This is a genomic window from Bifidobacterium vansinderenii (assembly GCF_002234915.1).
Taxonomy (GTDB): domain Bacteria; phylum Actinomycetota; class Actinomycetes; order Actinomycetales; family Bifidobacteriaceae; genus Galliscardovia; species Galliscardovia vansinderenii.
In genome coordinates this window covers 61958-82588 of the sequence record NZ_NEWD01000021.1, presented here as the reverse complement: position 1 = coordinate 82588, position 20631 = coordinate 61958, and the positions used below count along the sequence as shown (strand labels likewise).

Genomic DNA, 20631 nt, shown 5'->3' with positions numbered 1-20631 from the left:
TATGCCCGGAAACTACGCAATGGCGGCGAATTCGGGGTCACGGTGCTTGCGGCGGATGATCACCGTGACCATCACCATGCAGTAGAGCAGCGCCAGTCCCCAGGCCAGCGGGTTCGAGTAGCAGACGGCCAGGTATCCGCCGCCGATGATCGTGATCCAGCCGCCGAGCGAACGGCCGATCAGCTCGCCCACGCCGGAGACGATCGCATGCGTGCTGTAGCCCATGCCCTGCAACGTGTTGCGGAAAATCATCAGCGAACCATGGATGATGAAGAAGCAGCTCATGATGAACAGGTACTCCACCGCGCCGTCGAACACGGCCGCGCTGGTGTCGCCGAGCACGAACCGGCACATCGGCGCCTTGAACAGGAAGATCACCACCCACACGATCACGCAGTACACGCCCTGGATGATCACACCGTCACGCAGACCGAGCTTGATGCGGTCGAGTCGGCGAGCGCCGTAGTTCTGTCCGGCGTACGTGGCCATCGCCATGCCGACGCTTTCCATCGGCAGCGTAAACATCTGACGGATGCGCTCGCCGGCGGTCTGCGCGGTCACCATGGCGGCGCCGAGCGAGTTGATCGCGTCCTGCATCACCACGGCGCCGATCGCTGACACCGAGTATTCGAATCCCATCGGCAGGCCCACGTAGCAGAGGCGTCCGATGTGATGGCCGGACCATCCCATCTCGTCACGATGCACCTGGAAGATGTCGATCTTGGCGAACGCCCACCAGCAGTTGAGCACGGCCGACAGGGTCTGACCGATCACGGTGGCGAGCGCGGAGCCGATCACGCCCATGCCGATCACTCCGATGAACGTGTAGTTGAGCACGATGTTGACCACGCATGCGACGAGCAGGAAGTAGAACGGATGCTTGGAGTCGCCCACTGCGCGCAGCAGGGCGGCGGAGTGGTTGTAGAGGATGGCCGTGGGGATGCCGAGGAAGATGACGACGATGTATTCGACGGCCATGTCGAGCAGTTCGGCGGGGGTACCGATGAGTTCGAGCATGGGTCGGGCGAGCAGGACCATGGCGGCGGTGAACACGACCGAGAGGATCACGCCGAGCCAGGCGCCGTTCCACATGAAGCGACGGAAGTCGCGCTCGTCCTTGGCGCCGAAGCTTTGCGCGGCGGGGATGGAGAAGCCGATGCATGCGCCCTGCACGAATCCGAGGATGAGGAAGTTGAGCGGGTAGGTGACGCCGACCGCGCCTAAGGCATCGTCGCCGATGAGTCGACCGACGATCACCGCGTCGGCGAAACTGTACATCTGCTGGAACAGCGTGCCGAGTACGAGCGGGATGGAGAAGATGAGAATGCGCAGCAGCGGGCTGCCGACAGTGAGATCGGTGGTGGAGTCGTCGTGCTTGTCGGAGCGGTCGGGGCCTGCGGACTGAGCGGGCTCGATGGGCTCGGTCGACTCTGAATCAGTGAGCTCGGGGACGGATGATGCATTTAACGGCTTGGCTGGCTTGGACATGATGCTCCCCTTGCGTCTCCTCATTGAGTGCCCGATCGCCCGTATGTCGCTCTTTTTCCTCGGACGCTCCCGCCGTCCGGGTCAAGTTTAAGACGATCGTACATCGTTATATACAGTATCTTGTCGCACGTTCCACTGCCGAAGTCGTCATTTTCCGTGATTTTCCATTTTTGCGGCGTGAGTGAGCCCGGTTCGAACTTGTTCTCATGCGGATTGCCGAGTTTTGTGGTTTTCTCCCGCCGCTCTCCCCTCTTTTGAGTTGAATAACCGCGGTTTTTCGGCGGAATCATTCCTTGGAAGCACATGAAAAACCACAAAACTCGGCATGACCGCCCCAGAGCATGATGGTCAACGACCGATCCCAACCCCGGCGAGAATTAAGAGGGGAATCAGAGGAGGGGAAAAGGAGTGTAAATCCGGTACGAACCACCGGTACGCCCCGGAGAATGGGAGACAAAGAAAGACCGACCGGATCGGCATCCGCTCCGGAACGGCGCATCCGCCATAGCGCGTTTCCTACGATGACGAAAGGAACCCTCATGCGCAACAACACCATCATCCGTGTATTCGACGACTATCACGACGGCATGAGTCCTGCCGAATTTGCAAGCCTTGTACAGCATGCCATTGATGCCTGTTCGGAGGCCGGCGGCGGCCGGGTGCTGCTCGATCGTCCAGGCACGTATCTGTGCGACGGCCTGAATCTGCACTCCCGCGTCGATCTGCATATCGGCGCCGGGGTGACACTCAAGGGCAGCGGCAACGAAGCCAGCTACACACATCGACCGGGAAGCTTCGAACTGCTACACAACGAGACCCCGATCTGCGCGTTCATCCATGCAATCGACTGCGTTGGCGCCTCGGTCACCGGCGAGGGCGCGATCGACGGCAACTACGAGGTGTTCATTCTCCCCGATCAGGGCGATGAGCCGCATCTCAAGTTCTACGCGTATCCCCGCCCCATGACCCTGTACTTCGAGAACTGCCGCAACACCACCATCACCGGCGTGACCGTGCAGAACGCTCCGTTCTGGACGATCCATCTGGTCGGCTGCGCCAACACCATCGCCCGCGATGTGAAGATCCACAACGAGATGCGCATGCCGAACACCGACGGTTTCGATATCGATCGTTGCGACAACACCCTGATCGAACGCTGCGAGATCATCACCGGGGACGACGGCATCTGCCCCAAGTGCACGGAGGAGACCGCCCGATACGGCAACTGCACGAATCTGACGGCCCGAGACTGCATCATCGAGTCTCAATCGTCGGCGGTGAAATTCGGATCGAGCAGCTTCGGCGATTTCGAGAACTGCGTATTCGAGAACCTGACTATCCGCGACACCAACCGCGGTCTGGCCTTCCAGCTGCGCGACCCCGGCAGCGCGCGCAACATCGTGTTCCGAGACATCAGCATCACGACCAAGGGGTTTAGCAAGGAATGGTGGGGGTCCGGCGAGGCGATCTACCTGACGCTGCTGCCGCGGGATGCCAACACCGACCTCTCCGGTCAGGTGATCGAGAACGTCCGGTTCGAGCGGATTCGCGGCACGGTGGGCGCCGGTGTGTTCGCCTGCGTAGAAGAGCCGGGGATCATCAACAATATCGTGATGCACGATGTGAATCTGCGGGTGACTCGCGCATTCGACGGCGAGCAGGAGTTCGACGTGCGCCCGTGGAAGCATGGCGACGAGAAGATCACATGCCCTTGTTCCGGCATAATGACCAGTGGAGTGTCCACGACGCAGATCGTCACGGACGACGTTTCCATCACATCCGAACCACAGGCATAGTGCACAGATAACGCGCAGAGCACCCCGGCCGGCACGACACCGCCGGGATCCATCTGGCCCGGTTCCCGATCACCGCGTTCCGTCGTGATCGGGAGCCGGGCCGATGCTGTTGCGCGGCACGAACGTGGCCCCGACGGAAATGGGCGCGGCGTCGATCACCTCGGTGTGCAGGATCTGCCCAATCAGCGTAGTCGCAGCCAATCGTCCTGTCTCACGCCGAGGAATGCCGATGGTCGTCAGACTCGGCGTGAACAGGCGACTCATCGGCACATCATCCACACCCACAACGGACACATCGCGCGGTACCCGAATGCCATTATCGATCAGGAACAGAATGAACTCCATGGCCACGGCGTCGTTGAATGCGATCACCGCGCCGGTCGGTCGTTCCATGAACTGCGAGAAGCTTTCCTTTCGATGACGTTCCACAGGATCCACCACACGTATACGCTGAAACGCCATACCGCACGACTCGCATGCGCGCATGACGGCATTACGCCGCAGACCGTTCTGCCACGACCGATCCGGTCCACTCAGATAGGTGAGGCTCCGATGCCCCAACCGGTACAGCGCGTCCACGGCCTCGGCGAGTGCCGGCCCCTCATCCACCACGATGGATTTCACCCCGCCCACCTGACGGTTCTGCGAAATCAGCGGCTTGATCTGTGCGGCCTTGCGGATGGCGGCATCCGACAGCCGCGACGATCCCAGGATCACGCCGTCCACATGCGCCAGACTGCGGTGGACGATCGCCAGTTCACGCGTGACATCGCCTTCCGAATCCGCGATCAACAGTCCGAAGTTCTTCGATTCGCACTGCTTCTGCACGGCTCTGGCCAGCTGGGCGGCCGCGGGATTTTCCAGGTCCGACACCACCAACGAAATCAATCCGCGCAGACGTTCGTCGTCCGTCCTCACCGGCTCGACCAGATCCGTGTGATAGCCGAGCCGATCCGCTGCCTGACGAACCCGCTCCAGAGTGCGCGCGTTCACCCGGTTCGGCTGTCGGAACGCACGCGACACCGTGGCGATCGATACGCCGGCCGCCTGCGCCACATCCCAGATCGTGGCCGCACTGTGATCATCGTTGCTCATGATTTCCATCGTACGCATAATCAAACGTAACGGAACAGACCAAAAACATAGACACGGGCATGACGAAGCCGGGCCGTCGATGGGAAGGAGAGAGAATTCCCATCGACGGTCCGGCAAGGATCATGCAAAACTGGTCTTCAGACCATCGCTCTACTCGCCCGCCGCCGCACGCTCACGAAGGATGCGCGCGTTCTCGTTGACCTTCTTCTTGCTCAGCGGATAGAAGAAGAACATGATCAGCGCGGCGATCGCACAGCACGCGGTCGGGATGCCGAACGTGAGGTAGTAGATGCGATCGACCACCTCAGCGGTCTGCTGCGCACCGCCCGTGGTGGACGACTGGTAGCCGATCACGGTGAGCATCACGCCGCCGAAGCCACCGGCGATGGCCTGCGCCATCTTGCGGGCGAACGAGTTCATGCCATACACGATGCCGTCTTCGCGAGCGCCGAACAGCACCTCCTGATTGTCGATTACGTCGGTGATGAACGCCCAGACCATGAGGTTGAACATGCCGGCGCCAAGCGAGCCGAGGAACAGGATCACGATGCACACGATCGGATTGGTGGTGTGGATGATCAGACCTGCACCGTACACGACGGCACCCCAGGCGAGCGTGGCCACGCAGGTGGCCTTGCGGCCGAACTTGTCGACGAGGATCGACGCGAACGGAGCCAGCACGAGCACGGTCACGTAGTTCATGATCAGTGCGATCGACAGCGCGGTCTTGTTCTGGAAGTAGTCGTTGAACAGGTACGAGAGCGTGGTGCCGGACAGGTTCTGGTTGATCACCACCACGATGTCGATGACGACGAGCACGACCAACGCCTTGTTCTTGAACATGTCGACGAGCATCTTGCCCAGCGGGATCGGCTTGCTCTTCTCGGTTCGCACGCGCTCGGTGCTCATGTAGTACAGACCCACGTAGCACAGGAAGCCGAGGCATGCGCAGATCGAGGCGACGATGAAGAAGCGATTCGGGTCGATGGTGGTGGAGTCGCCCACGTACATGAAGATCGGCAGGCAGTAGCTCACGATGGCGGAGCCGACGGCCGCACCGATGCTGCGCCACGTGGACAGCGACGTCTTGTGCTTCGGTTCGTTGCTGATCACCGACGCCATGGAGCCGTAAGGGATGTTCACCGACGAGTACAGGATGCCGAACGCGAGGTACGTAATGAACACGTAGACCAATCGGCCGGTGTATGGCAGGAAACGCACGGCCGGTACGAACAACAGGATCACGGCGATAAGCAGCGGATACTTCATGCGGAAGATCCACGGACGGAAACGTCCCGCCGCGGTGAGCGGACTGTTGTCGGCGAGGCGTCCGATGGTCACGTCGGCGATGGCGTCGATGAATCGGGCGGCGAAGAACAGGCCGCCGACTGCCGCGCCGGGCAGACCGAACACGTTCGTGTAGAAGATCATGAGGAACGTGTTGACCATGTTGAACGAGAAGTTGTTGCCGGCGTCGCCGAGCGCGTAGCCGATCTTGTCGCGCAGGCCGAACGGGCGCTTGTTGTCGATGGTGACCTTGAGTTCGGCTTCCGCCGGCGCCGACGCCGATGCCGTCTTCGGCGAGGTCGATGGTGTTGCTGCCATGACTTGTTCCTTCCTGATGTTCCGGTTTCCTCATCGAAAGCACACCCACGAGATGCATCCCTCCTCATTGCGGGGATGCCGGGCGCACCGGATGCGATCTGATTCCATTGTTGGCGGCTGTTGCCATACGCATCGGGGATTTACAGTCGTTTTCCACTGCCATTGGTTACGATGGCGGGTATGGGTAGCGAACACGATGGCGTGATGAACGACGACGCGATGAAAAGCCGTGTGAACGATGACGCGAACGACGGCAACGACGGTATGAACGGCAACGACGCGAATGCGAACGGAGCTCAGGAGGCGGCACCGGCGACGATATGGGACGTAGCGGCGGCGGCCGGGGTCTCCCCCACCACGGTGTCGCGCGCGTTTCGGCAGCCGTCGCGTGTAAATGTAAAGACGCTGGGACGCGTGCTCGACGCGGCGAAACAGCTGGGATACCGCAGCGAGTCGATTATCCCGCGCGAGGAGGAGCATCTGCGTGGACTGCTCGCGCTGGTGGTGACCGACTTGGAGAATCCGGTGTCGGCGCAGTTCGCGCGCAGCATCCAGCGCGAGTGTGCGGAACGCAATTTCGGGCTCATGGTGTGCGACACGGAGGAGGACAAGGCGAGCGAGCTGGCGATCATCAAGCGCAGCATCCCGCACGTGGACGGCATCATTCTGAGCGCGTCGCGACTGTCGGACGCCACGATCCGCAAGGTGGCGCAGGTGCGGCCGCTGGCCGTGATCAACCGCATCGTGGGCGGTGTGCAGTCGGTGTACGCGGACGACGGGGACAGCATCGCCGACGCGGTGCGCGAGCTCAAGCGGCTCGGCCATCAGCAGGTCACGTACCTGCCCGGTCCAGACAGTTCATGGCAGAACGGGCTGCGCGCGAACGCGATCCTCACCGCGTGCAAGCGCGAAGGGCTGAGGTTCCGCCGCACGCCGTGCGCGTACCCGGTGGGAGAACGGTCGGCGGATGCGTTCGCCGCATATCTGGCACGGCCGACCACGGCGGCGATCGCGTTCAACGACGACGTGGCGTATGCGTTCATGCTGTTTCTGGAGGCGCATCGACTGCGCGTGCCGTGGCAGGTGTCGCTCGTCGGCATCGACGACACCCCGAAATGCGAGATCTGCACGCCGAAGATGTCGAGCATTCGCGTGCCGCGGCGCGAGTTGGGCGCGGCGGCCGCGAATCGCATCATCGACCGGCTGCTGCACGTGTCGGACGGTGATCTGACGCCGATCCGCATGCAGTCCGAATTCGTGAAACGTGATTCGATCGCTGCGGCGCCGGCGTCGTCGATGATGTAGTCACTGTTTGTCGATGGCGGCGAGCGCGGCGGCGAGATCGGCCGCGTACCCGCTGTCGAACGGGGTGTTGGCGAGGATCTCGTGCATGGTGCGGGCGTCGCCGAGCGCGTAGAAGCCGGGCTTGCCCTGCGTGGTGGCCATGTGCAGCATGGCCGGGCCGATGCTGGCGGCCACGTCGAGGTAATGCTCGTCGAACCAGTCGAGGAACGGCTTCATCACGCCGGCCACCTGCTCGTTCTGTCGCAGATAGCCGAACGTGCAGTCGAGCGAGAACGTCGGTTCGTAGTCGGCGCTCACGTGCGGCAGGCAGCGCGGCTCGGTCATGCCGTTTAGCGTGAGCGTGCCGAAGATCTCGCTCAGCCAGTCGATCGCGTCGTCGAGCCAGCGGCGGGCGCGGCCGGACAGTTTGCTCACGTCGGTCACGCTCGGCGATGCGGAGCCGAATCCGTGCGGGCCGAACGCGTAGATGTGCGATTCGAACGAGATGCCGTTGTCGGCGAGCGCTTCGATCATGCATACGAGGTTGGTGACGGAGATGAGCGCGTCGTCGCGCGTGCCGAACACGAAGCAGGGGCAGGTGGTGACGTCGACGGCGTCGACCACGTCGGGTGCGGCGGGATCGCAGCCGCGGATGGAGGATGCGAGCAGCGCCGGGTAGCCGAGGATGGCGGCGTTGGGGCGGGTTGCCGGGCTGGACATGGTGGCCGCGCAGCCGGCGAGGTGGCCGCCGGCGGAGAAGCCGCATACGGCGATGCGGTCGGGGATGATGCCCCAGTCGTCGGCGTGCGCGCGGATGAGTGACATGGCCTGCTCGTAGTCGTCGAGCTGGTTGGGCCAGCCGGCGTGTTCGGCGACCGAGTAGCGCAGCACGAACGCGTGGTAGCCGGCGCGCATGAAGGCGAGGGCGACGGGCTCGGCCTCGGGTTCGGCGCAGTACTGGTAGCCGCCGCCGGGGATGACGATCACGGCGGGCCTGCGGTCGATGTGGAACTGGCCGCCCACGCCCTGCAGGTATGCGGACAGCGTGACGTTGCGGTCCTCGTTGAGCGTGATGGTCTGGGATTGCAGACGCGTCTGCGGGGTCTGCGAGATTCGCGGAGACTGCACGTTCGGATCCTGCTGTGCGTTTGGATTCTGCTGGTTCATGATCGTTCCTTTCCCGAAAAACAATGATGGCTTCCCTCGTTGGGAGGGAAGCCATGTGCATGGTGTTGACTAGCGGACCTTCTTGATGAGGAGCACCGAGATGATCGAGAGCACGCTCATCGCGATGGCGATCGGGAAGATGTAGTCGTAGGTGCCGGTGGCGGTCACGATGGCGGAGGTGAGCGCCATGCCCGCGGACTGGCCGGCGGTGGTGGCCGCGTTGATGAAGCCGAGGTCCTTGCCGGCGTTCTCCTTGCTGGGCAGCACGTCCACGTTCAGCGCCTGGTCGATCGACATGAAGATGCCCTGGCCGAGCGCCACGAACACGGCGGCGCAGTAGATGCCGGTGATGTTCGGCATGATGATCGGCGCGGCGAAGCCGATCATGGCGAGGCAGGCGGAGAGCACGACCATGGGCTTGCGGCGGTGGATGCGGTCGGACAGCGGGCCGACGATCATGGCCACGATCGAGGCGATCATCTGGAAGATGGCGATCATGGAGACGACCTTAGCGGCGGCGTTCTTCTCGAGGCCGATGTAGTCCTGGCAGATGTACAGCCAGTAGCCGGCGAGCATCTGGATGGCCAGCAGCAGGAAGGTACGGCAGCAGAACGCCTTCCAGAAGTCGGATGCGCCCTTGACCGGCGGGGTGAAGGAGTAGACGACGTGCTTCCAGACGCTGCCTTCCTTGAGTTCGGTCTTCTCGTTCTTGTTGCCCGGCTCACGCGGGATGATGAGCAGGAACAGCATGGCGGACACGAACATGCAGATTGCGGCGATGGTGAAGCCGAAGCGCACGGAGTTGACGAAGTAGGAGCCGACGAACGCGCCGATGGCCAGGCCCAGCGTGTTGCCGAAGCCGATGGCGGACGAGATGGTGCCGCGGTACTGTTCGGGCACGCGGTCGGACACGGTGGAGTAGATCGGCGAGTTCATCATGTTGAAGCCGATCTTGCTCAGCCACAGCACGAGCGTCAGGCCGGCGATGATGCCGATGTTGCCCATGAGGAAGTAGAAGCCGAGCGAGAACCAGGCGCCCCAGAACAGCCACGGGGTACGCTTGCCGAACTTCGACTTGGTCAGATCGGACAGCGCGCCGACGATGATGTTCGCCACGAGGGCGACGATCGAGCCGACGGCGGTCATGGTGCCGAGCACGGCGGTCGGGTTCTCGGCGCCGAGATCCTTGATGCGCTGCGGCAACAGCACCTGGCTGACCATGGCGAAGCCGATGGACATGATGATCCAGAAGGCCAGGTAGCCGGCCATCCAACGCACGAGGTTGAACTTGGGCTCGGCGGCCTTCGAGTCCTGCTGGACTCCTACGGTAGTTTGCGTAGTCATTACTCTCTCCTAAATGTATGACTGCATTTTCCGGCCCGGTCGGGCGGCGTTCTTGGCGGTTCTGCCGCCCGACCGGGTCACATATTCTGATGAGCGTGCGGGTGAAGTTCGCGGGGATGAGCCCTCCCTCAGTCGCGCTGCGCGCGCCAGCTCCCTCCCTTGGAGGGAGCACAACGCCCATCACCTTCGTTCTCCCTCCAGGGGAGGGAGATGTCACGACGAGCGTCGTGGCAGAGGGAGGGATCCCATTCCGACAGGAATCACAATCCCCGCAGAGGGATCGGGGTCCACTCCGGCGAGGACCACGATCCCTCCATCCGATCCGCTCAGATCGAGACCAGATCCTTGGCCTTGAAGACCAGGCTGGCGCGGTAGTCGCCGCTCGGGTTGGCGTAGCGGACCAGCGCCTTGCGGGTCTGGCCGTCGAAGAACCATCCCTCGTCGGCGGCGAGGAACTTGTCGTAGTTGAGGAAGCGCGGGATCGTGCGGCCGGCCACTTCGGCACTCAGCGGGGCGATGCGGCGGCACAGCACTTCGAGCTCCATGGTCTTCACGCGGGTCTCGAATGCACCCTCGCGGGCGAAGTCGATGTCCACGCCATCGGCGGACGGGGTCACGGTGACCGCGGTGTTCAGGTAGTCGCCGTGCTCGTACGCGCGGGTCACGCCGTCGTCCTCGTACAGGCCGAACTCGGTCTTCTCACCCGGCTCGACCAGCAGGGTCAGGTGGTCGATCGTCTGGTTGTGCAAGTTGGTCAAACCGGGGCACTGCGGCACGATCGAACCGGCGCGCAGGAACATCGGAATGCTGGCGAGCGTGACCGGCACGGTGATCGTCTGACCGCCGGCGAGCCACTGACGGCTCTCGAAGTCATACCAGTCGGTGCCGGCCGGCAGGTACACGTCGATGGATTCGGCGCCCTTATCAAGCACGTTGGCCACGAGCAGCGAGGAACCGATCATGAACTCGAAGCTCTCGTTCCACGTGTTCGGATCGTCCTGGAACTCGTAGACAAGCGGACGCATGATCGGCGCGCCGGTGACGGACGCCTCGTGCAGCAGCGAGTAGTAGTACGGCGCCAGCTGGTAGCGCAGACGGATCGCGTCGGCGATGTAGTGCGTGTACTCGGGGTACATCCACGGTTCGGTCACCGTGTTGTCGGTGTTGCACGAGTGGATGGAGAAGCGCGGCTGGAACACGCCGTTCTGCACCCAGCGCACGAACAGCTCCGGCTCGGGCGCGTGGCCGTCGAAACCGCCGATGTCGGCGCCCTGGTTGGCCACGCCGGACAGGCCCATGCCGAGGATGGTCGGCACGTTGTACTTGAGGTTGGTCCACGTGGTGCCGTTGTCGCCGCACCAGGTCTGCGCGTAGCGCTGGATGCCCGCGTAGCCGGCGCGGTTGGTCACGTACGGGCGCACGTCGGCGTCGAACGCCTCGATCGCAGTGTGCGCGGTCTTGGCCATAAGCGTGCTCATAAGCGGCTTCATCTCGCCGATCGGACGCTTGAGTCCCTCGGCCTCGGTGATGGCGTCGTTGTCGGCGATCTCGTACTCGTTGTTGTCGTTCCAGATCCAGCGGATGCCGTTGTCGAGCAGCTGCTTGGTCATGTGCTCACTCCACTTGGCACGGCCGGCCGGGCTGGTGAAGTCAACGAAGTGCGCCGGGCCACCCCAGTAACGATCCACCTGCGAGGCGGAGTCGTCGGCGGTGCGCACGTAGGCGCGCGCCTGCTCGAACTCGTCGGTCAGGTAATGCGTGTTGAGCATGCCGGGCTTGATGTTCGGCGACACCTGCACGCCCTTCTCCTCGAGCGCCTCGACGAAGCCGGACGGGCTCGGGAAGCGGTCATAGTTCCAGTTGTACACGTAGCGTTTGCCATCCTCGCCCGACGTGTAGCCGGACGACAGGAAGAAGCCGTCGACGGGGATGCCGTACTTGGCGCACGTGTCGACGAAGTCCTCGATGGCCTTGTCGCAGTCCTTGTCGAGCTCGGTGTAGAACATGGTGGATCCCATGTAGCCGAGGGAGCTCAGCGGCATCATCGCGGTCTTGCCGGTCAGGTCGGTGTAGTGCTCCACCACGTCCTTGATGGTCGGGCCGCCGATGAAGTACAGGTCGATGTCGCCGGCCTCGGCCTGGAAGTAGCTGTAGCGCAGCCAGTAGTTGGAGTGCTCGCAGTCCATGTCGAACACGGAGTCGGCGGAGTTGTTGTAGAACAGGCCGTGGGTGAGCTTCCGTTCGGAATCGAAGTTGATGTAGAACGGGATCATCTTGTACAGCGGGTCGGACTTGGAGGCGTCCCAGCCGAGCGAATCGGTGTTGTGCATGCGCATGCGGCGGCGGATCTTGTTGAGCTCGCCGCTCTTCTCGCCGAAGCCGTAGAAGTAGTTATGGTCGCCCATCTTCACGTAGTGGGTGGGACGGCCGAGACTGTCCTCCATGAAGGAGCGGCCGGGCAGATCGGAGTGCAGCACGTTGCCGTCCTCGTCCACGATCTCGAACGCGAACGGGTCGGTGTGGATGCGCAGCGTGTACTTGCCGGTGGACGCGGCGTGCACACCCGGCTCGGGCTCGGTCAGCTCGATGGCGATGGGCTCCACGCGAGTGCGCTCGCCGGCCATGAGCTCGTCGGAGGCGTCGGCCCACGCGGTCTTGACGAGCGCGTAGTTGAGCTCCTCGGGGAACTCGTCCTTGAACGTGCTGCGGATGCGGATGATGTTCTCGTCGATCAGATACACCTGGAACTTGGCGCCGTTGGTGGTCACGTCGAGGTGATCGCCATGGTTCTCCAGACCGGTGAGCAGGGTGCTGATTTTCACTACGGCTCCTTTGCTTGGCTGCTTGGCAGTTTGCTGCGCGCGATGGCGGTGCGTCGTCGTTTCGTCGTCGTTCGCGGTTGTTGGTTGCGTGGCTGGGCCGCCTGTGCGATGTCGTTGTCGCGTCGGGCATGGCCACGTGATGGTTCCAGTCTGCGACGGCACCGGTTTTGCCGGACTTTATTTTCCGCCGTTTTCCATTTTTTGAAGCTGTTTTTTGTGAAGCGGATCACAACTTTGTACGCCGATTCGCAAAATCAAGTGTTGCCAACAGTTTCATAGTCACTATAGCGCCACCCATCCCCCATATTTTCCACCGTTTTCCAAAATCGAAGACGGCTCATGCCCAACGCCGCATATGAAAAACCCGTCCAGCGGAAGGAAAAGCCGGACGGGTTTATGGCACACACATTCGCGGAACCGATCAAAACCGCGAAGTCTAGTTGTTGTCGAACGTCGATCATTCGAGTGGAGAATGCCCGGACGAAGGATATTCTGACCGGCACAGTCGAAGGTGATTAGGCTACGAGAGACGGCTCACGGTCGGCACAGACCGCTTGCTGCATTGCCGGATACCATTATCTTCCCCGATGATCGGGGATCTTGGCAACGGTTTGCCATCATTTGACGCGATTTGGCAATAATTCCAGCGCACTCTTTGCAGGATGCGGTAAAGAATGCGCCGGGAAGCGTCAGGAGCCCTCCCTCAGACCGGCTTCGCCGGCCAGCTCCCTCCCTGGGAGGGAGCACAAAGTCTTTGGGAGCAAAGTAAAAGTGCCCGGTGACGGGACCGGGAGGATCCCACCACAGGGCACTTATGGACAGAAGATACGGGGACGAGGCCCCGCTCGCTACTTGGCGAGCTTGGAGAAGTCGGCGAAGAGCTCGTCGTAGATCTGACCCCAGGAGCGCTTGCCCTGGATGTACTTGACGGTCATCGAATCGGTGAAGGAGTCGAAGAAGCCCTTGATCTCGGCCTTGGCCTCGTCGGAGACGGTCAGCTCGTCCACCTTAGCCTTGATGCCGGCGTTGGCCTGGGCGCAGCGCAGGGCCTCCCACTCGCCGTAGGTCATGGACTTGAACTTGCCGTCAAGACCCTCGTTGAGCACGAAGGTACTGGAATCGGTCAGCGCGGCCAGGGTCGGCTCGATCTGGTCGGCGGGCGTGGCGAAGTCGAGCTGACCGGCCTGGTCGAGCCCGCTGAACGTCACCTTGCCGTCGTTGATCTCGGCCTGGATGAACACCATCTTGTCGATCTTCTCGTTGTACAGAATGATCTGCGCCATTGCATTGCCTCTTTCGATTGGTTGGGATTGGTTGGTTTTCCTGATTGGTTGATTCGATATTCAGTTATGGGAAATCGGAGTGTGCGGCACGATACAAAGGAGCCGCGAACGACTGTTGCCGTTCGCGGCTCGTATCTCACAAGCGTCAGACCTGTTCGATCGGACGGCCGTTCTTGTCGAGGGCCGGCCACAGCTTCTCGTACGGGTGGCCGGTGAGCTCCTCGGCCACCTTGCGGGCCTCGTCGCTCACGTCCTTCTTGTCGCCGCCCTCCTCGAGGCGCTCGATCTCGGCCTTGAGCACGCCGTGGGTCTGGCGATCCAGGTAGATGTGGCGGCTCAGCCACAGGGCCCAGGCGATCAGGATGCAGGTGCCGAGGAAGAACACGAGCACGATGCCCACCTGCACGTTGTGCGGCGTGGTGTCGAAGCTCTTCATGGTGTCGGCCTTGTAGCCGGTGAACTCGAGCAGGATGCCGGCAACCCACGTGGCGATGGCGCCGGTGGACTTGCGGCAGAAGGTCATCATGGAGGCGTACAGGCCGGCGCGGTCACCGCGGGTCATGATGTAGTCCACGTCGGGCATGAACGGGAACAGGTTCCACGGGGTGAACTCAAGGGTTGCACGACCGCACTGGTAGATGATCGACACGATCAGGAAGATCCAGAACGGGTTGTGGATGCCCATGGCCCACACGGCCACGTAGGCGACCATGGCGATCAGGATGGAGATGTAGCTCAGGCGGAACAGGAACCTCGGGCCGTGGGAGATCATCAGCTTGGCGCAGTAGATGGTCATCGGGATGCCGAGGATGGACATGGCCTGGAAGGTCCACGGCCAGGAGTCGCCGGCGCCGGAGATGCAGCAGGCGATGAACGTCGGCAGCAGGGTGGAGTAGAAGTCCTTACCGGTGAAGCTCAGCAGGTACACGGCCAGGTGCGTGCGGAACGCCTGGTTCTTGAAGGTGTCGGCGTAGCCGCGCAGCGACTCCTTGAGCACCTCGCCCACGGACTGCTTCGGACGGGAGTCGAGCTCCTTGATGAAGTCCTCGGTGAGCGGACGCTCCCAGGTGAACGCGGTGGAGATGAAGATGGCGATCACGAACAGCACGGTCCATGCGATGCCGGCGATCAGGTAGGCGTTCGGGTTGTTGGCCTGCTTCAGCGCGGCCAGGATCAGGAACACGAGGGCGGTGCCGGTGGCGGAGATCACCATGCGGGAGCCGGAGAGCGTGGTGCGCTGCTTGTAGTCACGGGTCATCTCGGTGGGCAGGCACTCCCACGGCACGATCATCATGGCGATGATGATCTCCATGGCCACGTAGACCACGAGGTAGTAGACCCAGCTGGTGGAGCTGATCCAGAACAGCGGGAACACACAGGCGAAGAGCACCAGGCCGAGCGCCATGAAGAAGTGGCGGCGACCGAACTTCTGGCCGAGTTTGGTCTTGTAGAAGTTGTCGGTGATCAGACCGAGGAACAGGTTCCAGATGCAGTCGACGATACGACCGGCCGCGGCGATGGAACCGGCGATGGCGGGGTTGAAGCCCTGCGCCAAGGTAAGGTATGCGAAGATGACGCCGGAGACGATGTTGTTCCAGCCGCCGCCCATCAGGTCGAGCATACCGTATTCGATACCACGACCGATGGTGATGCTGTGGGCCTTGTAGGGCCACTTTGCGCTATTGGAGGCCAATGTTATTCCCTTCCTCGACACGATCCACGTGGACCGCATCGGCTCCGATGGCATGAAACCCATTTTTCATGCCATACGTGCATGCAACCGATGCGCCTACTGCCAGGTGCGACGCATCGATTCCCCCGAACGGACCCGGCCACACTGCCAGTGCATGATCGATTCCGTTCGTTTTTGTTCGATAAAAGAACCACACCTATTGTGCGGACTTTATCGTGCGCATGACCCCCGGTTGCCATGATTTGCCCACATACGGCGAATGCCCGCCCCGCGACCATGGCGAACCATGACGCGGAACGGGCATCCGTTGCGTTCAAAAACAGGGGAAGGATCAGGCCTTGGCGCCGCGAACCTTCTCGACCAGCGCGCGGGAGTCCTTGCAGGCCTGGGCGATGGCATCCCAGTCGTGGGCCTTCTGCGCGGCGGACGGCACCGGGAAGGAGCCGCCGATGGCGAACACGTTGTTCAGGGAGAGGTAATCCTCGGCGTTCTTCAGGCTCACGCCGCCGGTGGGCAGGAACTTCATCTCGGCGAACGGGCCGTTGAGGGCCTTGAGGGTCTTCACACCGCCGTAGGCCTCGGCCGGGAAGAACTTGACGTAGCGCAGACCGCGCTGGTAGGCGTCGTCCACATCGGACGGCACGGCGCAGCCGGGGAGGATCAGGATGTCGTTCTCCAACGCGTAGTCCACCACGGACTTGGTGAAGGCCGGGGTGACCAGACCCTTGCAGCCGGCCTCGACGGAGGCCTTGGCCTGCTCCACGGTGTGCACGGTGCCGGCCACCAGGGTGACGCCCGGAACCTCGTCGCGGATCTTCTTCATGCCTTCGATGGCGTACGGGGAGCGGAAGGTGACCTCGGCCACCGGAACGCCGCCCTCTTCCAGAGCCTTGGCCAGCGGCACGGCCTCCTCGACGCTGTGGAGGGTGACCAGCGGCACCACGCCCAGCTCGGAAAGGTAGGCCAGCTGCTCTTCGTTGGTCTTATCTGCCATAGTGATTACTCCTTTGAGTTGTTACCAACAGGTTGAATTTTTCCCGTTTCTCACGCGAAACCGTCCTCGAACCTTCCTTTCCCTTGAGGGGAAGGTGTCCGGCCCGGCCGGACGGATGAAGTGTCCGACCGAACGACTCCGATCCGTCACTCCACGCGACGGTGGGATTCCTTGAACGCCTTGAGCTCCTCCGGGGTGGGCAGGCCCTCGTTGTCGGAGACGAACTGGGTCTGGATGGCGCCGAGCGCGCAGCCGCGCTCCAGGGCCTCGTCCACGGTCAGGCCGTCCATGAGCGCGGAGATCGTACCGGCGGCGAAGCCGTCGCCGCAGCCGACCGTGTCCACGACCTTGTCCACGACGAAGCCGTGCACGTAGGTGGAGTCCTTGCCGTCGGTGGCGTACGCGCCGGCGGGGCCGTCCTTGACCACGACGAGCTTGGCGCCGTTGTCGATGAACGCCTGGGCGGTGCTTTCCAGATCGTCGGCGCCGAACAGCTCACGGCCTTCGCCCACGCCGGGAAGGATCAGGTCGGCCTGGGAGGCGAGCTCGACGAGCGTCTTGCGCATCAGGTCGAGGCTCGGCCAGATGGCCGGACGCAGGTTCGGGTCGAACGACACGTAGGCGCCGTGCTCGCGGGCCTTGACGATCAGTTCCTTGGCGGCAGCCAGCGTGGTCTCGCTCAGCGGGGGCAGGATGCCGGTGATGTGCACCAGCGAGATGTCGGAGAAGTCGACCGCGTCCACGTCGGCGGGAGACAGAGTGGAGGCGGCGGAACCCTTGCGGAAGTAGGCGGTCTTCGGGTCGCCCTTGCTCACCTTGGACTTGAGCATGAATCCGGTGGGGTGCGTGTTGTCGATCGTCACCAGCGAGGTGTCGATGCTGTTGCGCTTCATGAAGTTGAGGATGCGGCCGCCGAACGGGTCCTCGGCCAGCTTGGTCATGTACACCGGCTTCTGGCCCATGCGGGACAGGCCCACGGCCACGTTCAGCTCGGCGCCGGCGACCGAGGCGCCGAACGTCTCGACCTCGGCCATGTCGCCTTCCTGCTCGGCGGTGAACAGCGCCATCGCCTCACCGACCAGCAGCACCTTGCCCGGCTTGATATCCACGGTTGATGCACCCAACGTCATAGAAATCCCTTTGTTCAAACGTATTCGTCGTTTCGGCGGGGTTCGGACTCTGAACCCGGCCACTACACATCATAGTAGAGGCACACTGGCGGACGCCGGCAACGTTGGCAGCATTTGCCATTCCTGTGGGGGATGTCACATTTGAAAGCGATTTCATGGAGTTGTCTCAAGGGCTTACGGTTCACAAAACGCAGATACCCTGCACATCTCCGCAAGATTCCATCGTCGATCGATCCGTATCGTCGATTTGTGAACCGCGCTCCCCGGCACGACCTCCATCACGCACAACAAATCAAACATTCCCTAACATTTCTCGGAGGTTTTAGAACAATTCCGAATAGAAGAGAAGAAAATCCTACAAATGTGGGGTTCGAAGAGGAAAGAGCGGTTCACAAAACGCAGATACCGGAAAAATCCCCCCATGATTTCAACACCAGAGATGATGCATCTTCGATTTGTGAACCGCGGAGTAGCATGAATCGCCATGGCACCCACATCACGAACGGCCACGAACCGCGGAGCATTAACCACACGCCCGAGACCCCATCTCGCCGCGCTCATCGCCGCTCTCTCATCCTGCTTCGCGCTGACGGCCTCGTATTCCAGCGCCCGCGCGTTCCGTGACTTTCCAACCGCGCTCACGAACATCGCCACGCAGATGGGCACGACGGGCAGCGCCGCAGGACTGGCCCTGTTCGTAGCGGTGTTCGTGATCGAGTTTCTTGGCTGGGGCCTGTTCATGGGAGCCGGCAGATCAGCCGGCGATGACGGCACATCAACCAACGCCTCATCAACCAACATTGCACCCTCCGACAATGCAACGGCCGAAAGCCCAACACGCCGCATCGCGCCGCTCGCGTATTTACTGCTCCGCATCCCCTTCCCCAAACCGAGCCGAACCACCCGCGCGTGGGCCACGGTCACCGGCCTGGCGTTCGCCCTCTCGCTCACCATCCCCGCCCACTACGACGCCGGCCGCCACGCTCCCCCGCAGGCCACGCCTACGCTCCCCTACGTGGCACCGCAATACCGGACCATATGGTTCCACCTGTTCATGCTGCTGCGCTATGCGGGATTCGCGCTGCTCACCATCGCCGCCATGACGCTGCTGCTCACCTGGGCCACGAACGCCATAACCCGCGCACGCCTCAACGATGATCGACGCCTCCCCGCCAACGTCAACCATCCGCAACCATCACGCCTCCGCACATTCTTTTCCACACTGTTCCAACGCCTCTCCGCCCGTAACGTCGCCGTCGCGACAACCCTGATCACCGTCTGCTGGCTGCCGTGGATGATCCTGCTGTGGCCGGTCAACATCGCAGCCGACACAATCGCCCAGATCATGTGGGTGCGTTCGGGATACGTGTGGGATCCGTCGTCGCGTGCAGTGGACCTCGGCTCCACCATGAACGACCAGCATCCATGGCTCGACACCGTGATCTACGGTTTCTTCGACCAGCTCGGTCTGACCATGGGCAGCGAGCGCTGGGGCCTGTATCTGCTGGCCGTGCTGCAGACGCTGGCCATCGCCGCCGCACTCGCGGTGACGCTCACGTATCTGGGCGGCATGATGCGAGTGCCGTGGCAATACTGTACCGCCGCGCTCGCGTTCGTCGGCCTTACGCCCTGCTTCGGTCGCACGGCCATGGCGATCGTGAAGGACACCACGTCGATGCCGTTCTTCCTGCTACTCATGGTGCTCATGATCGAGTATGTGCGCCGGGCCCGCGCGGGCGATCGCCCCGGCCCGTGGCTGATCGTCGGCATCGTGGTGCTGGCGGTGATCTGCGCGGAGACGCGCAAGATCGCGATGGAGATCATCGCCGCGTCGTTTCTCGTGTTCGCCGTGGCGTTGCGCGGCCGCCGCCTGCTCTCGCTGTCGCTTGCCGTGATACCGGTTGCACTGGTGAGCGTGATCACGGCTATCGTGTTTCCGCTGCTGCATGTGGCGCCGGGCGGACGTCAGGAGATGATCAGCATTCCGCTGCAGCAGACGCTGTACGTCGTGGCGAAGTATGACGGCTATCCGTCGGGCATGCAACCAGCGGACGGCACCAACAACGACACTGACACCGGCTCGCTGCTGTCCGCCGATGACCGCGCCGTGGTCGACGCGGTGAACGTCTGCACCACGAGCCAGCTGCGCCGGTATCTGCTGATCGAACCGCACCGCAATCGGGAGATCGGCAGCGCCGACACGATCAAGGACCGCTGCTACGACCGCAACGCCACGACCGGCGATGCGACGCGGTTCCTGCTGCTGTGGGCGCGACTCGGCGTCACGCATGTCGGCGACTATCTGCATGCCGTGCCATGGCTGCGCGATCCGTTCACGATGAGTTCGTATTACGACGAGGGCTGGTATGTGCGTTGGGGTTGGGAGAGCGAGCATCCGCAGCGCGTGATCCTGCCGGAGTACCACAGCACCGACCGCGGCGCACAGAAGTCGCTGCCGCAGCGGTATGGCGCGGCGATCTACAAGGCGCTCGCGCACATGCCCGGCGTATCGTTCCTGATGAGCGAGGCCACGTACGTGGTGTTCGTGCCGCTGACCGCGTTGGCGTTGTGCTGTCTTGCGGGCGCGGATCGGCGACGCAATCTGGTGCTGTTCGCGCCGTGGGCGCTGACGATCCTCACGCTGATGCTGCTGCCCGGCCATCAGACGCGATATACGTGGACGCTGGCGTTCGGCGCGGTGATCGTCGCCGCGATTCCGCTGATGCGGCTCGACCACGCGGCCGATTACGCGGCCGATGGCACGAACGACATCGAGAAGGACGACAATGACGCAACCGACGACGCAAAACATCTGCAACCCGGGGAGAAACCGGTTAACATAACCGTATAGAGCGGAAAATCATGCAGGTCACCCATCCGCGTGTCCGACGCCGCGCCCGACCGCATCCACGCACGGGCACGGCATTCAA

Annotated in this window: 14 protein-coding genes; 4 read left to right on the top strand and 10 right to left on the bottom strand. The window is 62.5% G+C overall.

Features of this window, described 5'->3' with window-relative positions; genetic code table 11:
* Positions 1–12: 12 nt before the first annotated feature.
* Positions 13–1488, bottom strand: a complete 1476-nt coding sequence (locus Tam10B_RS08275) for an MATE family efflux transporter (RefSeq protein WP_093960778.1) — start codon at positions 1486–1488, stop codon at positions 13–15.
* A gap of 539 nt (positions 1489–2027) precedes the next feature.
* Between Tam10B_RS08275 and Tam10B_RS08270 the strand changes: the two genes are divergently transcribed.
* Entirely contained in the window at positions 2028–3284 is a 1257-nt protein-coding gene (locus Tam10B_RS08270) for a glycoside hydrolase family 28 protein (RefSeq protein ID WP_158214172.1), read from the top strand.
* 69 nt (positions 3285–3353) lie between these two features.
* Here the strand turns inward: Tam10B_RS08270 and Tam10B_RS08265 are convergent, their stop codons facing one another.
* Positions 3354–4379, bottom strand: a complete 1026-nt coding sequence (locus tag Tam10B_RS08265) for a LacI family DNA-binding transcriptional regulator (RefSeq protein ID WP_158214171.1) — start codon at positions 4377–4379, stop codon at positions 3354–3356.
* A gap of 150 nt (positions 4380–4529) precedes the next feature.
* Positions 4530–5984 carry an MFS transporter gene (locus Tam10B_RS08260; RefSeq protein ID WP_093960775.1) on the bottom strand — a complete coding sequence of 485 codons (1455 nt, stop codon included), beginning with the start codon at positions 5982–5984 and terminating at the stop codon, positions 4530–4532.
* A gap of 180 nt (positions 5985–6164) precedes the next feature.
* Here Tam10B_RS08260 and Tam10B_RS08255 point away from each other — a divergent pair, with 180 nt between their 5' ends.
* Positions 6165–7289: a LacI family DNA-binding transcriptional regulator gene (locus tag Tam10B_RS08255; protein ID WP_158214170.1), complete on the top strand. Its 1125-nt coding sequence runs from the start codon at positions 6165–6167 to the stop codon at positions 7287–7289.
* Here the strand turns inward: Tam10B_RS08255 and Tam10B_RS08250 are convergent, their stop codons facing one another.
* From Tam10B_RS08250 to Tam10B_RS08240, 3 genes are all read right to left on the bottom strand, one after another.
* Entirely contained in the window at positions 7290–8435 is a 1146-nt protein-coding gene (locus Tam10B_RS08250) for an alpha/beta hydrolase (protein ID WP_093960773.1), read from the bottom strand.
* A gap of 69 nt (positions 8436–8504) precedes the next feature.
* Entirely contained in the window at positions 8505–9779 is a 1275-nt protein-coding gene (locus Tam10B_RS08245) for an MFS transporter (protein ID WP_093960772.1), read from the bottom strand.
* A 326-nt stretch (positions 9780–10105) separates the two neighbouring features.
* A complete protein-coding gene (locus tag Tam10B_RS08240; RefSeq protein ID WP_093960771.1) occupies positions 10106–12601 on the bottom strand; it encodes a glycoside hydrolase family 31 protein in 2496 nt (831 codons plus the stop codon).
* On the opposite strand from Tam10B_RS08240, the gene Tam10B_RS12975 reads away from it, so the two are divergent.
* Positions 12563–12880 (top strand): hypothetical protein, encoded by a 318-nt coding sequence (locus tag Tam10B_RS12975; RefSeq protein ID WP_143248603.1) that lies wholly within the window; start codon positions 12563–12565, stop codon positions 12878–12880. The two genes, Tam10B_RS08240 and Tam10B_RS12975, sit on opposite strands and share 39 nt — an antisense overlap.
* Positions 12881–13449: 569 nt before the next feature.
* Here the strand turns inward: Tam10B_RS12975 and Tam10B_RS08230 are convergent.
* The 4 genes from Tam10B_RS08230 to Tam10B_RS08215 form a co-directional block, all read right to left on the bottom strand.
* The gene (locus tag Tam10B_RS08230; protein ID WP_093960769.1) at positions 13450–13884 is read right to left on the bottom strand and encodes a hypothetical protein; all 435 of its coding nucleotides are present in this window, start codon (positions 13882–13884) and stop codon (positions 13450–13452) included.
* 145 nt (positions 13885–14029) lie between these two features.
* Entirely contained in the window at positions 14030–15577 is a 1548-nt protein-coding gene (locus tag Tam10B_RS08225; protein WP_233133662.1) for an MFS transporter, read from the bottom strand.
* Positions 15578–15908: 331 nt separating this feature from the next.
* Complete coding sequence (eda, locus tag Tam10B_RS08220; protein WP_093960768.1) at positions 15909–16571, bottom strand: bifunctional 4-hydroxy-2-oxoglutarate aldolase/2-dehydro-3-deoxy-phosphogluconate aldolase; 663 nt, start codon at positions 16569–16571, stop codon at positions 15909–15911.
* A 146-nt stretch (positions 16572–16717) separates the two neighbouring features.
* The gene (locus tag Tam10B_RS08215; protein WP_093960767.1) at positions 16718–17701 is read right to left on the bottom strand and encodes a sugar kinase; all 984 of its coding nucleotides are present in this window, start codon (positions 17699–17701) and stop codon (positions 16718–16720) included.
* Between the two features lie 484 nt (positions 17702–18185).
* Between Tam10B_RS08215 and Tam10B_RS08210 the strand changes: the two genes are divergently transcribed.
* Positions 18186–20552, top strand: a complete 2367-nt coding sequence (locus Tam10B_RS08210) for a DUF6020 family protein (protein WP_093960766.1) — start codon at positions 18186–18188, stop codon at positions 20550–20552.
* The last annotated feature ends 79 nt before the right edge of the window (positions 20553–20631 follow it).

Bases quoted from the DNA above. Each gene is read 5' to 3' on its own strand.
- Tam10B_RS08245 (WP_093960772.1), bottom strand. From the start codon at position 9,779: ATGACTACGCAAACTACCGTAGGAGTCCAGCAGGACTCGAAGGCCGCC.
- eda (WP_093960768.1), bottom strand. From the start codon at position 16,571: ATGGCAGATAAGACCAACGAAGAGCAGCTGGCCTACCTTTCCGAGCTG.
- Tam10B_RS08275 (WP_093960778.1), bottom strand. From the start codon at position 1,488: ATGTCCAAGCCAGCCAAGCCGTTAAATGCATCATCCGTCCCCGAGCTC.
- Tam10B_RS08260 (WP_093960775.1), bottom strand. From the start codon at position 5,984: ATGGCAGCAACACCATCGACCTCGCCGAAGACGGCATCGGCGTCGGCG.
- Tam10B_RS08255 (WP_158214170.1), top strand. From the start codon at position 6,165: ATGGGTAGCGAACACGATGGCGTGATGAACGACGACGCGATGAAAAGC.
- Tam10B_RS08215 (WP_093960767.1), bottom strand. From the start codon at position 17,701: ATGACGTTGGGTGCATCAACCGTGGATATCAAGCCGGGCAAGGTGCTG.
- Tam10B_RS08270 (WP_158214172.1), top strand. From the start codon at position 2,028: ATGCGCAACAACACCATCATCCGTGTATTCGACGACTATCACGACGGC.
- Tam10B_RS08250 (WP_093960773.1), bottom strand. From the start codon at position 8,435: ATGAACCAGCAGAATCCAAACGCACAGCAGGATCCGAACGTGCAGTCT.
- Tam10B_RS08210 (WP_093960766.1), top strand. From the start codon at position 18,186: ATGGCACCCACATCACGAACGGCCACGAACCGCGGAGCATTAACCACA.
- Tam10B_RS08265 (WP_158214171.1), bottom strand. From the start codon at position 4,379: ATGAGCAACGATGATCACAGTGCGGCCACGATCTGGGATGTGGCGCAG.
- Tam10B_RS12975 (WP_143248603.1), top strand. From the start codon at position 12,563: ATGGTTCTCCAGACCGGTGAGCAGGGTGCTGATTTTCACTACGGCTCC.
- Tam10B_RS08230 (WP_093960769.1), bottom strand. From the start codon at position 13,884: ATGGCGCAGATCATTCTGTACAACGAGAAGATCGACAAGATGGTGTTC.